Consider the following 15,533-nt stretch of genomic DNA (forward strand, 5'->3'; position numbering starts at 1 on the left):
TCAGTTGATGATTTACGAAGGTAAAGCCATCACGGTTAAAGAGATCGAAGGCGGGATAGCTCAGTTGGACTTTGACTTGCAAGGCGAGTCAGTGAACAAGTTCAACCGTCTCACCATCGAAGAGCTGGGCGCCGCAGCTGAAGCACTCAAATCCCAGAAGAACCTCAAGGGCCTGGTGGTAACCAGCTCCAAGGACAGCTTTATTGTCGGTGCAGACATCACCGAGTTTACCGAGCTGTTTGCGGGTTCCGAGGAAGACCTCGTTGCCAACAACCTGAAGGCGAACGAGGTATTTAACGCCATTGAAGACCTGCCGTTCCCGACCGTTACCGCCATTAACGGTATTGCATTGGGCGGCGGTTTCGAAATGTGTCTGGCGACCGACTACCGCGTTATGGCGCCCAAGGCCAAGGTAGGTCTGCCGGAAGTGAAGCTGGGCATCTTCCCGGGCTTCGGCGGCACTGTGCGTCTGTCTCGTCTGGTTGGTGTGGATAACGCCGTTGAGTGGATTGCCGGTGGTACTGAAAACCGCGCTGACGCCGCTCTGAAAGTAGGCGCTGTTGACGCCGTGGTTGAAGCCGGCAAGCTGGTTGACGCTGCCGTTGCCATCATCAATCAGTGCAACGAAGGCAAGCTGGACAACCTGGCTCGTCGCGAAGAGAAGAAAGGCAAGATCAAGCTCAACGCCATGGAAAGCATGATGGCGTTCGAGATCTCCAAGGCGTTCGTTGCTGGTAAAGCCGGCAAGAACTATCCGGCGCCGGTGGAAGCGATCAAGACCATGCAGAAGCATGCTGGCATGACCCGTGACAAGGCGATTGAAGTGGAAGCCAAAGGCTTCGCCAAGATGGCCAAGACCAACGTTGCGGCCTGTCTGGTAGGTCTGTTCCTGAACGATCAGGCGCTGAAGAAGAAAGCCAGTGCCTGGGAAAAAGAAGCCTCCGATGTGAAACTGGCCGCTGTACTGGGTGCCGGTATCATGGGTGGCGGTGTTGCCTATCAGTCTGCATTGAAGGGCACGCCGATCATCATGAAAGACATCAACCAGGACGGCATTACCCTGGGTCTGAACGAAGCCAAGAAGCAACTGGTCAAGCGTGTCGACAAGGGCAAGATGGACGCCGGCAAGATGGCCGACGTCCTAAACAGCATCACCCCGACCCTGAACTACGGCGATTTCAAGAACGTAGACCTGGTTGTGGAAGCCGTTGTTGAGAATCCGAAGGTAAAAGATATCGTACTGCGCGAAACCGAAGACATGGTTCGCGACGACGCTATCATTACTTCCAACACCTCCACGATTTCCATTGACCTTCTGGCCAAAAACCTGAAGCGTCCGGAAAACTTCTGTGGCATGCATTTCTTTAACCCGGTGCACATGATGCCGCTGGTTGAGGTTATCCGTGGTGCCAAGACCAGTGATCGCGCCATCGCGACCACCGTGGCTTACGCCAAGGCTATGGGCAAGACTCCGATCGTTGTTAACGATTGCCCGGGTTTCCTGGTTAACCGTGTTCTGTTCCCGTATTTCGGTGGCTTTATCGGTCTGGTACGTGACGGCGCCGACTTCCAGAAAGTCGACAAAGTCATGGAGAAGTTCGGCTGGCCGATGGGCCCGGCGTACCTGCTGGACGTTGTTGGCATGGACACCGGTAAACACGCTGGCGCAGTCATGGCCGACGGCTTCCCGGATCGCATGAAGCACGAAGGTACTACCGCCATTGACGTGATGTTCGATAACAACCGTTATGGGCAGAAGAACGACAAGGGTTTTTACAAGTACGAACTGGATCGCAAAGGCAAGCAGCAGAAGGTTGTCGACGAAGAAACCTACAAACTGCTTGAGCCGGTTGTTCAGGGCAAAAACGAGTTCAGTGACGAAGACATCATCGCTCGCATGATGATCCCGCTGTGCCTGGAGACTGTTCGCTGCCTGGAAGACGGTATCGTGGAAGATCCGGCCGACGCGGATATGGGTCTGATCTTCGGTATCGGCTTCCCGCCGTTCCGTGGTGGTGCCCTGCGCTACATCGATGATTTGGGTGTAGACAAGTTCGTCGAACTGGCAGACAAGTTTGCAGATCTTGGTCCTTTGTATCACCCGACCGAGAAACTGCGTGAAATGGCCAAGACTGGTAAGAAATTCTTTGGCTAACCCTGAACGAGATTTCCGAACGGAGAAAGATCTATGAGCCTTAATCCGAGAGACGTTGTCGTCGTCGATTGCGTGCGGACTCCGATGGGTCGTGCCAAAAACGGTTGTTTCCGCAACGTACGTGCGGAGACGCTGTCGGCTACGCTGATCGACGCACTGTTCGAGCGCAACCCGAAGCTCGACCCGAAAGAAATTGAAGATGTGATCTGGGGCTGTGTAAACCAGACTAAAGAGCAGGGCTTTAATGTGGCGCGGCAGATTTCTCTGCTGACCCGTATCCCGCACGAGTCTGCAGCCCAGACCGTAAACCGTCTGTGTGGTTCAGCGATGAGCGCCATCCACACCGCGGCCCAGGCTATCCAGACGGGCAACGGTGACGTGTTCATGGTTGGTGGTGTCGAGCACATGGGTCACGTACCTATGACTGCCGGCTTCGACCACAACCCGGCCGCGTCCAAGTACACCGCCAAAGCGTCCAACATGATGGGCCTGACCGCGGAAATGCTGGCCAAGATGCACGGTATCACCCGTGAGCAGCAGGATGAGTTCGGTGCACGTTCTCATCGTCTGGCCCACGAGGCGACATTGGAAGGGCGTTTCAAGAACGAGATTGTGCCGATCGAAGGGCATGACGATAACGGCTTTGTGAAGCTGATCGAGGAAGACGAGACCATTCGTCCGGAAACTACGGTTGAATCTCTGGGTCAGTTGCGCCCGGCGTTTGATCCGAAGAACGGTACCGTGACTGCCGGTACGTCTTCCCAGCTGACCGATGGCGCGTCTGCTATGGTGCTGATGTCTGCAGAGCGTGCACAGGCATTGGGTCTGACCCCGATTGCCAAGGTGCGCAGCATGGCAGTGGCCGGCTGTGATCCCGCGATCATGGGTTACGGTCCGGTTCCGGCTACCAAAAAGGCGCTGAAGCGTGCGGGTCTGAAAGTTGAAGATATTGACTTCTGGGAGCTGAACGAAGCGTTTGCTGGTCAGTCTCTGCCGGTTCTGAAGGATCTGAAACTGCAGGGCGTAGTAGATGAGAAGGTCAACCTGAACGGCGGCGCGATTGCTCTCGGCCATCCGCTGGGCTGCTCCGGTGCCCGTATCTCTACCACTCTGCTGCATATTATGCAGGCCAAGGGCGGCACACTGGGTGTTTCTACCATGTGTATCGGTCTGGGCCAGGGCATTGCCACGGTGTGGGAGCGTATCTGATCCGGTAATACTGGTCAGTATCGTTCATTCAGGAGGCCCGGCTTTTGCCGGGCCTTCCTGTTTGTGGTGGTGCCAATCTGCACTGATATACGTAAAAAAGGATGACTGAAGTCAAAGAATGGGTTGTCTTGCTATTCTTGACCCTGTAAAACAGTGAGCTTATACACAATGGCAGCCTTTATGTTTTCCAGTTGCCTGATTTTTATGCGAGTTTGCGGTTTGTTCAGCTCTTAACCGATTTATCGCCAAGGATACAGATCTCCGATATGGGTAAAAGTCTCGTTATTGTCGAGTCGCCAGCGAAAGCGAAGACCATCAACAAGTACCTGGGCTCCGATTTTATTGTCAAGTCCAGCGTCGGCCATATTCGCGACCTGCCAGTCAGTGGCAGCGGCAGCCAGTCTGACCCGAAAGAACGGGCCAAGCAGGCGGCGGTCACTCGCAAATTGAGTCCTGAGGAAAAGGTCAAGCATAAGAAACGCAAAGCTAAAGAACAGCTGGTTGTCCGAATGGGTGTTGACCCAGACCATGACTGGAGTGCCCGTTACGAGATTCTTCCTGGCAAGGAAAAGGTCGTCAGCGAATTGAAGCGGCTGGCCAAGTCTGCTGACCATATTTATCTGGCAACGGATTTGGACAGGGAAGGGGAAGCCATTGCCTGGCACCTTCAGGAGACCATTGGCGGCGAGCCTGAAAAATACCGGCGAGTGGTGTTTAACGAAATCACCAAACGCGCAATTCAGGAGGCCTTCAAGGACCCTGGAAATCTGGATAATGATCGTGTCAACGCACAGCAGGCCCGTCGTTTCCTCGATCGGGTTGTGGGTTACATGGTGTCGCCATTGCTGTGGGCGAAGATTGCCCGTGGCTTGTCGGCAGGCCGTGTACAGTCTGTTGCGGTTCGCTTGATTGTTGAACGTGAGCGGGAAATCCGGAAGTTCATTCCGGAAGAGTTCTGGCAGTTGCACGCCGATCTCGGCACCGTGGGCGCAAAAGAGCCGGTGCGCTTTGAAGTGACACGGCACAACGACAAGCCGTATCGGCCGGTCAACGAAGCTCAGAGCAATGAGCACGTGGCGCGGCTGAATGAAGGCGGCTTCAAGGTAGCCAAGCGAGAAGACAAGCCGACCCGCTCCAAACCCTCGGCTCCTTTTATTACCTCGACGTTACAGCAGGCGGCCAGTAACCGCATGGGGTTCAGCGTCAAGAAGACCATGATGCTGGCACAGCGGCTGTATGAAGCCGGTTATATCACCTACATGCGGACAGACTCCACCAACTTGAGTCAGGATGCGGTGGCCAGTTGTCGTGAGTTCGTCGAGAAACAGTTTGGTGAGCGCTATCTGCCTGACAGCCCGCGGTTATACGGCAGCAAGGAAGGCGCACAGGAAGCACACGAGGCCATCCGGCCATCGGACGTTTCCCGCCGGCCTAGTGACATTTCCGGCCTGGAAAAAGACGCAGAGAAACTCTACGACCTGATCTGGCGCCAGTTTATTGCCTGCCAGATGGCAGATGCTGAGTTTCTGAGCACGTCGATCATGGTTGCCAATGGTGAGTACGAGCTGCGTACCCGCGGCCGTATCGTCAAGTTTGAGGGTTTCCTGAAAGCTGCGCCCCAGTCTGCCAAGAAAGATGAAGACGTGGCATTGCCGGATATCAAAGTGGATGAGGTTCTGGATCTCAAAAAACTCGATCCTACGCAGCATTTTACTAAACCGTCGCCTCGGTACACCGAAGCGAGCCTCGTAAAAGAGCTTGAGAAGCAGGGAATCGGTCGGCCGTCCACCTACGCGTCGATTATTTCGACGATTCAGGATCGGGGCTATGTCCGCCTGCAGAACCGCCGGTTTTACGCTGAGAAAATGGGCGAAATTGTTACTGAGCGGCTCGCAGAATCTTTCCCTAACCTGATGGATTACGATTTTACCGCCCGTCTAGAGAGCGAGCTGGATCAAATCGCCGGTGGCGCCGTTAACTGGAAGAAGGTTCTCAACGACTTTTACGCCAAATTCCGGAACCAGCTCGAAAGCGCTGAACAATCGGAGGGCGGCATGCGGGCCAATACCCCGACAGAGACCGATATCGCGTGCCCGAGCTGCGGCCGGCATATGCAGATTCGTGTCGCCAGCACAGGTGTGTTCCTGGGGTGCTCCGGTTATTCATTGCCTCCCAAGGAGCGCTGCAAGACTACCATCAATCTGGTGTCGGGTGATGAGGTGGTCAGCGCTGATGAGGATGTAGAGGGTGAGGGCGAAAGCCGGTTGCTGCGCAAAAAGCGGCGGTGCCCCAAGTGCGAAACGGCAATGGACAGCTATCTGATTGATGAGACACGCAAACTTCACGTCTGCGGCAACAACCCGGACTGCTCAGGCTACGAGGTAGAGCAGGGCACATTCCGGATCAAGGGCTACGACGGACCCACGCTTGAGTGTGACAAGTGTGGCTCGGAAATGCAGTTGAAGACCGGCCGTTTCGGTAAGTACTTCGGTTGCACCAACGCCGAATGCAAAAACACCCGCAAACTGCTCAAGAGCGGTGAGCCGGCGCCGCCCAAGATGGATCCGGTGCCCATGCCCGAGCTGCAGTGTCAGAAAGTGGATGACACCTACGTGTTGCGGGATGGCGCTTCGGGCCTGTTTCTGGCGGCCAGCAAGTTTCCGAAAAATCGGGAGACCAGACCGCCACTGGTGATGGAAATCAAACCACACCGAAAGGAAATCGACCCGAAATACGATTACCTGATGGACGCTCCGGAGAAAGATCCGGAGGGTAACCCGTCGGTGATTCGCTACAGCCGGAAGTCCAAAGAACAGTACGTCATGTCTGAAGAAGATGGCAAAGCGACGGGCTGGTCTGCCTGGTATGAAAACGGGCGCTGGGTTCCGAAGGATAAGAAAAAATAGGGCTTAGTCTGCTGATTTACGGGTAATAAGCCTGGAAGCAAAGCTATGGCCACGGACGGCACGGACTCACACGGACTCACACGGACTCACACGGACAAAGAGCTTAACGCCATAACGTTGTTTTGATCATGTCCGTGAACGTCCGTGGTAAGCCTTATTTTCGGCGAAGCCTCTGGATTAGTGAAGACGTGTCCCATCGATTTCCGCCCATTTGCTGTACATCCCCGTAGAATTGATCAACCAGAGCTGCAACCGGTAATCTGGATCCATTGCGCCGTGCCTCGTCAAGGCAAATGCCCAGATCCTTACGCATCCAGTCCACCGCAAAGCCGTGCTCAAACTCGCCATCAATCATAGTGCCTGAGCGATTTTCCATCTGCCACGATTGAGCGGCGCCTTTGGAAATCACGTCCACCACCTTGCGCGCGTCCAGCCCTGCCTGTTCGGCGAAGTGCAGAGCTTCTGACAGACCCTGCACCAGCCCGGCTATGGCGATCTGATTGACCATTTTTGTTTTCTGACCGCTGCCCACAGGGCCCATCAGATTCACCGCTCGGCCGTAATGATCCATCACCGGTTTTGCTTTGGTGAAGGCCGCTTCCGAACCGCCACACATGACCGTCAGCTTGCCGTTTTCCGCGCCCTGCTGGCCACCAGAGACAGGTGCATCGATGAATGCCTGGTTGCGCAAGGCGGCCGCCGCTGCCAATCGCTCTGCGACACCTGAGGACGCCGTGGTGTGGTCGATCAGGATGGCACCTTGGGGTGCATTTGCAATAATGCCATCGTGGCCTTCAAACACCTCAAGGAGATCTTTGTCAGCGCCAACGCAGGTCATCACCAGGTCTGCGCCTTCAACAGCTTCGGAAACAGTCTTGCAGGCCTTGCCGGGATACTCATTCGCCCATTGCTCGGCCTTGGCCGTGGTCCTGTTCCAGACTCGGACATCAAAGCCGGCTTTGGCAAGGTGCCCGGCCATTGGATAGCCCATTACGCCGAGACCGATAAAGGCAATGCAAACCATGCTGTTCTCCTTATTGTTTTCGATGAAGGGTCGTGTTGTTGAGTTATGATACGAAAAAAGCCGCTGAGATCAGCGGCTTTTTTGGCTATGAGCGTACAGCGATGCTCATTTCTTCGGGTAGTCTCGCTTCGGCGAGCCGGTATACAACTGGCGTGGACGGCCGATGCGGTAGTTACCGCTGACCATTTCGTTCCAGTGGGAGAACCAGCCGATGGTGCGGGACATAGCGAAGATCACGGTAAACATAGAGGTTGGAATACCGATGGCTTTCAGGATGATGCCGGAGTAGAAGTCGACGTTCGGGTACAGCTGTCGTTGCACGAAGTATTCGTCTTCCAGGGCGATCTGTTCCAGACGCTGAGCGATCTTGAGCAGAGGATCATTTTCCAGACCCAGTTCGGTAAGCACTTGGTGAGCGGTTTCGCTCATGACCTTGGCTCGCGGGTCAAAGTTTTTGTATACCCGATGCCCAAAGCCCATCAGACGGAACGGGTCATCTTTGTCTTTGGCCTTCTGAATAAACGTGTCGATGTTGGATACGTCGCCAATTTCAGCCAGCATATCCAGAACGGCTTCGTTAGCACCGCCGTGAGCAGGGCCCCACAGAGCCGCAATGCCAGAAGCTATACAGGCGTATGGATTCGCGCCGGTAGAGCCGGCTAGGCGAACGGTAGAGGTGGACGCATTTTGCTCGTGATCGGCGTGCAGAATGAAGATCTTGTCCATGGCGTTAGCCAGTACTGGATTCGGCTGATATTCCTCACAAGGCGTACCGAACATCATGTACAGGAAGTTTTCAGCGTAGGACAGATCGTTGCGCGGGTACATGAACGGCTGGCCAACAGAATATTTGTAACACCAGGCTGCAATGGTCGGCATTTTCGCGATCAGGCGGTGCGCAGTGACTTCGCGCTGCTTGGGGTCGGTGACGTCCATCTGGTCGTGGTAAAACGCAGACAGAGCACCAACAACGCCACACATGATGGCCATCGGATGCGCATCACGGCGGAAGCCGTGGAAGAAATTGCGCATCTGATCGTGCAGCATGGTGTGGTTTTTGATGGTGTCGTGGAAGCGCTTGTTCTCTTCTGCGGTAGGCAGCTCGCCATTCAGCAGCAGGTAGCAGACTTCGAGAAAGTCGGATTGCTCGGCCAGCTGGTCAATCGGGTAGCCACGATGAAGCAATATGCCCTTGGCACCGTCGATATAGGTGATGGCCGATTCGCAGGCTGCCGTAGACACGAATCCCGGGTCGTAGGTGAAAACGCCTTCCTGGACCAGGCCACGTACGTCGATAACGTCAGGGCCGACGGTGCCAGAATAAATCGGTAGCTCAATGGACTTATCTCCCACCGAGAGCGTGGCTTTCCTGTCGGTCATGTTGCTCTCCTGTTTGATTAACTGTTACAGCTTGTTTGCATGTGTATGCGCGAGAAAGCGCGTATTATCGCAAAACTGGCGGCAAAATATAGGGCGTTCGCTTTTTTTGTCAATGCACCTGTGGTGAAAAGATCGAATTTGACGTTTGCCGTAAATGAGGGATATCACGAATAACGGCACTGCGCGGCCGAAATAGGGTTTGTCAATCATCCTTATAGAGGGGGCGAGGCTGCTATTCTCAGGGGTTTGGAAGTTGTTGCGCGTTTGTAATTACCGGGGTGTCTCCTTATAATCCCTAGCCCGGAATCGGGGATGAGCCTAAATGCGAGCTTTAATATAGTAAGCTATCGGGTTGTCATCCGCCCTCCTGAACCAATCGGTTGTCGGTAACGTACCGATTCCCCGATCTTTACATACCAACCATCCGCCACCGTTTTTCGGTCCCGCGGAACAAAAAGAGAGTGTGAGAGCGCTGTGAATAGCAAACGACCAGTAAATCTCGATCTCGGCAAGTTTCATTTCCCGCTGCCTGCCATCACATCGATCCTGCATCGCGTCAGCGGCATCATCATTTTCGTGGGTGTTGCCTTTCTGTTGTACGGTCTGGATCTCTCCTTGTCAGGAGAAGATGGTTATGCCCGGGTAAGCGAACTGCTGGACAGCTTCCTAGCCAAGCTGATTATTTGGGGCATCCTTTCTGCTCTGCTTTACCACCTGGTTGCAGGTATCAAGCACCTGCTGATGGATATGGGTATTGCTGAAGAGCTCGAAAGCGGTCTTCTCGCCTCGAAGATTACTATTGTGGTTTCCATTGTTCTCATTATTCTGGCTGGAGTCTGGGTATGGTAAGTAGCGTAACTAATCTCGGCCGCAGCGGTGTTTTCGATTGGTTGATCCAGCGTGTTACAGCCTACGTATTGGCTCTGTACACACTGTTTTTGCTGGGATTCATGGTGTTCAGTGATGTGAACTATGAGACTTGGAATGCGCTGTTTTCGCAAACCTGGTTCCGCATCTTTACGCTGTTGGCGCTCTTGTCCATAGGTGCTCACGCCTGGGTTGGGCTTTGGACAGTCACTACCGATTATATCAAGGCGATGGCACCGCGTTTTCTGGTTCAGGCATTGTGCGGTTTGACCATGTTCGTGTATGTGATCTGGGGCATTCAGATTCTTTGGGGGCTTTAATAGATGACTAATATCAAGACCATGTCTTACGACGCGATTGTTATCGGTGGCGGCGGCGCCGGTATGCGAGCTGCCCTGCAGTTGACCGAATCCGGCGTCAATACTGCCTGCATCACAAAAGTATTCCCGACTCGTTCGCACACCGTGTCGGCCCAGGGTGGCATCACCTGCGCCATCGCAAGTGCGGATCCCAACGATGATTGGCGCTGGCACATGTATGATACCGTAAAGGGATCTGACTACATTGCCGATCAAGACGCCGTGGAATACATGTGTTCTGTAGGTCCGCAGGCGGTGTTTGAGCTTGAGCATATGGGTCTTCCGTTCTCACGGACAGAGCAGGGGCGTATTTACCAGCGGCCGTTTGGCGGTCAGTCCAAAGGGCCGGACAACCCCACTCAGGCTGCTCGTACCTGCGCTGCAGCGGACCGTACCGGTCACGCGTTGTTGCACACTTTGTACCAGGCGAACCTCAAGGGTGGAACCACGTTCCTGAACGAGTGGTACGCGGTCGATCTGGTCAAGAACAGCAAAAATGAAGTGGTAGGTGTTGTCGCTATTGAGATAGAGTCTGGCGAAGTGGCTTACATCAAGTCCAAGGCGACGGTTCTTGCTACCGGCGGTGCAGGTCGGATCTACGCCTCGACCACCAACGCGCTGATCAACACCGGTGACGGTATCGGCATGGCACTGCGTGCGGGCTTCCCCATGCAGGATATGGAAATGTGGCAGTTCCATCCGACCGGTATTCATGGTGCGGGTACTCTGGTAACTGAAGGTTGTCGTGGTGAAGGTGGCTACCTTATCAACTCCGAAGGTGAGCGCTTCATGGAGCGTTATGCTCCGAACGCGAAAGATCTGGCTGGCCGCGACGTCGTTGCCCGGTCGATGGTTATCGAGATTCTGGAAGGTCGTGGCTGTGGACCGGAAAAAGACCATGTGCTTTTGAAGCTGGATCATTTGGGCGAAGAAACCCTGAATCTGCGTCTGCCAGGCATTTGTGAGCTGTCCCGTACCTTTGCTCATGTTGACCCCGTCAAAGAACCGGTCCCGGTCGTTCCGACTTGCCACTACATGATGGGCGGCATACCGACCAACGTTGGCGGTCAAGCGCTTACTCAGGATGAAAATGGCAAAGATCAGCCGATTCCGGGTCTGTTTGCTTGCGGTGAAGCGGCCTGCGTATCGGTTCATGGTGCCAACCGTCTGGGTGGTAACTCGTTGCTGGACCTGGTTGTCTTTGGTCGTGCCGCAGGTCTTCACATTGAAGAGCAGTTGCGTGGCGGATTCGAAGTAGATGGCGCCAGTGAAGAAGATATCAAACGAGCAATGGCGCGTCTTGATCGTCTGAACAGTGCCTCCGAGGGCGAAAGTGTTGCGACTGTTCGCAAAGATCTGCAGAACTGCATGCAGCTCTACTTCGGCGTTTTCCGTGACGGCAAGAGCATGGAGGAAGGGTTGCAAAAGCTGGAGGCTATCGGTGAACGTGTACGCAACACCAAGTTGACGGATACCAGTAACGCCTTCAACACAGCGCGTATTGAAGCGCTTGAACTCGACAACCTTTTCGAAGTGGCGCTGGCGACAGCTATCTCAGCATTTGAGCGTAAGGAAAGTCGTGGTGCTCACGCCCGCAACGACTTCACCGAGCGTGACGACGAAAACTGGCTGAAGCACTCCATGTACTTCCCGCTGGACAAGCGCGTCGGCAAGCGTGATGTGAACTTTGCGCCGAAGACCGTAGACACCTTCCAGCCGAAGGTCCGGACTTACTAAGGGGGATGTTAAAATGTTAGTAAGCCTTTATCGTTATAACCCGGAGAGCGACAACGCGCCCTACATGCAGGACGTTGAAGTTGATATTCCGGAAGGTAAGGATTTGATGGTTCTTGATGTGCTGAACCTCATCAAAGAACGCGATTCTTCAATGGCGTATCGCCGTTCCTGTCGTGAAGGTGTTTGTGGCTCAGATGGCATGAACATGAATGGCACCAACGGCTTGGCGTGTATCACGCCAATGTCCAAGGTGGTCAAAAAGAACAAACTGGTATTGCGTCCGCTGCCGGGCCTGCCGGTTATTCGCGACCTGGTCGTGGATATGAGTTTGTTCTACAAGCAGTACGAAAAGGTCATGCCGTATCTTGTTAACGATACGCCGGCCCCTGCCATTGAGCGCCTGCAGACTCCGGAAGATCGTGAGAAGCTGGACGGCCTGTACGAGTGCATTCTCTGTGCTTGCTGCTCAACGGCTTGCCCGTCTTTCTGGTGGAACCCGGACAAGTTCATTGGTCCGTCTGGCCTGCTCCAGGCCTACCGCTTCCTGGCGGATAGTCGTGATACCGCTCAGGCAGAACGCCTGTCCAATCTGGACGATCCGTTCAGCGTTTTCCGCTGCCGGGGAATCATGAACTGTGTCAGCGTTTGTCCGAAAGGCCTGAACCCCACAAAGGCGATTGGCCACATTCGGAACCTCCTTCTGCAAAGAGCGACTTGATCGGAAAATCTCGCATAACCAGCTATACTGGTGTATCTGCACCAGTTTGCACCCTTGAAGGCCCCGCATATGCGGGGCCTTCAACCAAAGGCTTATAGGCAAAAGTCTTACCAGAGTGCAAACTTACGTCCACTGTTTGGTTGCCTTACCCAGGAGACCGGGCAGTGTCGCTGAGTATAAAAATCACTGGGGACGGAAAACATCCTTGCAGGGTGTGGTGGCCAAAAGTCATGCCGTAATATCCCGTATTGACTGAGATTTACCCCTGGACCACCATACTCGCTCCCCCGCACCAGCCCAAGGTGAGCTATTCAAAATGCACGAAAGCATCATGGAGCAGTTATGGCAGACTTCCCATCTTCAAGGTGGAAATCTGGCCTATGTTGAACAGCTTTTTGAAACCTACCTGACAGACCCCAACGCAATTCCTGAAGAGTGGCGGAGTTACTTTGATAAGCTCCCCAGCGTTGATGGCCATCATGGCCGTGACGTTGTTCACTCGACCATCCGCGAACAGTTTGAACACATTTCTCGTAATCAGCGTTTTCTGGCAAATGGTGGCGTTCCTGCCAGTGCCACAACGAACGCCGATAAGAAACAGATCCGTGTTCTCCAGCTGATTAACGCCTATCGTTTTCGCGGTCATCAGGAATCAACGCTCGACCCCTTGGGTGTCTGGCAGCGTGAGCCTGTTGAAGATCTTGATCCGTCCTTTCATGAACTGGGCGAATCGGATCTAGATCTGGAATTCCAGACAGGTTCCCTGAATTTCGGCTCCGAGACCATGAAGCTCGGAGACATTGTTGACGGTTTACGCCAAACCTATTGCCAGACCATCGGCGCCGAATATATGCATGTGGTTGATACTCGCATCAAGCGCTGGTTCCAGCAGCGTATGGAGCCGGTTCGGTCCCGTCCGGAATATGAAGCGTCAACCCGCAAACATCTTCTGGAGCGTCTGACGGCTGCAGAGGGTCTTGAAAAATATCTGGGCTCGCGCTATCCGGGCGTCAAACGTTTCGGTCTGGAGGGGGGCGAGAGTCTGATTCCGTGTCTGGACGAATTGATCCAGCGTGCTGGCTCCTACGGCACCAAAGAAATTGTTCTGGGTATGGCACACCGTGGTCGGTTGAACGTTCTTATCAATACCCTCGGCAAGAACCCGAAAGAGCTGTTCGATGAATTTGAGGGCAAAAAGCTCGCCGATTCCGGCTCCGGCGACGTGAAATACCATCAGGGCTTTTCTTCCAACGTGATGACTGCCGGTGGCGAAGTTCACCTGGCGATGGCGTTCAACCCATCGCACCTCGAAATCGTCTCTCCGGTGGTGGTCGGTTCTGTGCGCGCGCGCCAGGATCGTCGTGATGATAATGACGGTAGCAAGGTGGTCCCTATCGTTCTGCACGGTGATGCCGCGTTTGCCGGTCAGGGTGTGGTGATGGAAACCTTTCAGATGTCCCAGACCCGGGGCTTCGGTGTTGGCGGAACCATCCACATCGTGATCAATAACCAGGTAGGTTTCACCACTAGCAAGCAGGAAGACGCCCGTTCGACAGAATACTGTACTGATGTGGCGAAAATGGTTCAGGCGCCGATTCTGCACGTGAACGCAGACGATCCTGAAGCGGTCATGTTTGTGACCCAGATGGCGATGGACTACCGCAACGAATTCAAAAACGACGTGGTGATTGATTTAGTTTGTTACCGCCGTCGCGGGCACAACGAGGCGGACGAGCCGGCCGCAACCCAGCCGCTCATGTACGAGAAGATTCGCAAGCTGAAAACCACGCGCGGTATCTACGCCGAGCAGTTGATTGAAGCTGGCGTGATCAGTGAAGATGAATCCAAACAGATGGAAATGGACTACCGTGATGCGCTGGATAACGGCGAGCATGTAGTCAAGTCACTGGTTAAAGAGCCCAATAAAGAGCTTTACGTTGACTGGGCGCCGTACCTGGGCCACGAATGGACTGCCAAGTGCAAGACCAGTGTAGCGCCGAAGACAATTCAGAAGTTGGGCAAACTGCTGACCCAGGTGCCGGAAGGCTTCAGTGTTCAGCGGCAGGTTTCCAAAATTGTTAATGATCGGGAAAAAATGACCGCAGGTGCGCTATCCCTGAACTGGGGTTACGGTGAGATGATGGCGTACGCCACGCTGCTCAATGAAGGTCACCCGATCCGCCTTGTTGGCCAGGATGTTGGTCGTGGTACGTTCTCCCACCGTCATGCGGTTTTGCATAACCAGAAGGACGGCGCAACACACGTATCGTTGCAAGAACTGTCTGAAAGCCAGCCGAAGTTTGATATCTACGACTCGTTTCTTTCTGAAGAAGCGGTTATGGCGTTCGAATACGGCTACTCAACCACCAAGCCAGATGCGCTTGTGGTCTGGGAGGCACAGTTTGGCGACTTCGCCAATGGCGCGCAGGTGGTTATTGATCAGTTCCTGACCAGCGGTGAGCATAAGTGGGGTCGGCTGTGTGGCCTGACACTGCTGCTGCCACACGGTTATGAAGGTCAGGGTCCAGAGCACAGCTCAGCCCGGATGGAGCGGTTCCTTCAGTTAAGTGCAGAGCACAATATTCAGGTATGTGTGCCCACCACGCCCTCGCAGGTATTCCACATGCTGCGCCGCCAGGTGAAGCGTCCTTTGCGCAAGCCGCTGGTGGCGATCACGCCGAAGAGCCTGCTGCGTCATAAAGAGGCGATTTCCAGCCTGGAAGATCTGACGTCCGGCACTTTCCAGACGGTCTTGCCCGAGAAAGAGCCCTCCGATTCCAAGAAGATAACGCGGCTGGTTATGTGCAGCGGTAAGGTCTACTACGATCTGTTGGAAAAGAAAAAGGCAGATGAGCGTGATGATGTTGCGCTGGTGCGTATCGAGCAGCTGTACCCGTTCCCGGGTGACGATCTGGATGAGCTTCTGGCCCAGTACCCCAAACTCAAACATGTGGTCTGGTGTCAGGAAGAGCCAATGAACCAGGGCGCCTGGTACTGCAGTCAACATCATATGCGTAACGCGCTGCAGCGCCTTAACCCGAAACTTTACCTTCAGTATGCCGGCCGTGACGCTTCTGCTGCTCCTGCGTGTGGACACATGTCTGTGCACATCGAAGAGCAAAAGAAGCTGGTTAATGACGCGTTCGAAATCTGACGAGCTACCGAACTAAGGATCCGT

Annotated in this window: 10 protein-coding genes; 8 read left to right on the forward strand and 2 right to left on the reverse strand. The window is 54.3% G+C overall.

The genetic code is table 11. From position 1 onward, the window contains the following. The first annotated feature begins 7 nt into the window (after positions 1-7). From fadB to topA, 3 genes are all read left to right on the forward strand, one after another. Positions 8-2,155, forward strand: a complete 2,148-nt coding sequence (fadB, locus tag C7H08_RS04985) for a fatty acid oxidation complex subunit alpha FadB (protein WP_106670660.1) — start codon at positions 8-10, stop codon at positions 2,153-2,155. Positions 2,156-2,188: 33 nt separating this feature from the next. Then, positions 2,189-3,364 carry an acetyl-CoA C-acyltransferase FadA gene (gene fadA, locus C7H08_RS04990; RefSeq protein ID WP_106670661.1) on the forward strand — a complete coding sequence of 392 codons (1,176 nt, stop codon included), beginning with the start codon at positions 2,189-2,191 and terminating at the stop codon, positions 3,362-3,364. 266 nt (positions 3,365-3,630) lie between these two features. Next, positions 3,631-6,270, forward strand: a complete 2,640-nt coding sequence (topA, locus tag C7H08_RS04995; RefSeq protein WP_106670662.1) for a type I DNA topoisomerase — start codon at positions 3,631-3,633, stop codon at positions 6,268-6,270. Positions 6,271-6,424: 154 nt separating this feature from the next. On the opposite strand, the gene C7H08_RS05000 is transcribed toward topA, so the two are convergent. Both C7H08_RS05000 and gltA read right to left on the reverse strand, forming a co-directional pair. Next, on the reverse strand, positions 6,425-7,294 hold the full coding sequence (locus C7H08_RS05000) for an NAD(P)-dependent oxidoreductase (RefSeq protein WP_106670663.1): 870 nt from the start codon (positions 7,292-7,294) through the stop codon (positions 6,425-6,427). A gap of 105 nt (positions 7,295-7,399) precedes the next feature. Beyond that, on the reverse strand, positions 7,400-8,674 hold the full coding sequence (gltA, locus tag C7H08_RS05005; protein WP_106670664.1) for a citrate synthase: 1,275 nt from the start codon (positions 8,672-8,674) through the stop codon (positions 7,400-7,402). Positions 8,675-9,148: 474 nt separating this feature from the next. Between gltA and sdhC the strand changes: the two genes are divergently transcribed. The 5 genes from sdhC (at position 9,149) to C7H08_RS05030 (ending at position 15,509) form a co-directional block, all read left to right on the forward strand. After that, positions 9,149-9,523, forward strand: coding sequence for a succinate dehydrogenase, cytochrome b556 subunit (sdhC, locus tag C7H08_RS05010; RefSeq protein ID WP_106670665.1), 375 nt, complete (start codon positions 9,149-9,151; stop codon positions 9,521-9,523). Next, positions 9,517-9,861: a succinate dehydrogenase, hydrophobic membrane anchor protein gene (gene sdhD, locus C7H08_RS05015; RefSeq protein ID WP_106670666.1), complete on the forward strand. Its 345-nt coding sequence runs from the start codon at positions 9,517-9,519 to the stop codon at positions 9,859-9,861. Before sdhC ends, sdhD begins: the two co-directional genes overlap by 7 nt. A gap of 3 nt (positions 9,862-9,864) precedes the next feature. Beyond that, positions 9,865-11,637, forward strand: coding sequence for a succinate dehydrogenase flavoprotein subunit (sdhA, locus tag C7H08_RS05020; protein ID WP_106670667.1), 1,773 nt, complete (start codon positions 9,865-9,867; stop codon positions 11,635-11,637). A gap of 13 nt (positions 11,638-11,650) precedes the next feature. Then, a complete protein-coding gene (locus C7H08_RS05025; RefSeq protein WP_106670668.1) occupies positions 11,651-12,355 on the forward strand; it encodes a succinate dehydrogenase iron-sulfur subunit in 705 nt (234 codons plus the stop codon). 316 nt (positions 12,356-12,671) lie between these two features. Next, complete coding sequence (locus tag C7H08_RS05030; protein ID WP_106670669.1) at positions 12,672-15,509, forward strand: 2-oxoglutarate dehydrogenase E1 component; 2,838 nt, start codon at positions 12,672-12,674, stop codon at positions 15,507-15,509. Positions 15,510-15,533: the final 24 nt, after the last annotated feature.

The organism is Marinobacter halophilus (genome assembly GCF_003007685.1).
Classification (GTDB): Bacteria; Pseudomonadota; Gammaproteobacteria; order Pseudomonadales; family Oleiphilaceae; genus Marinobacter; species Marinobacter halophilus.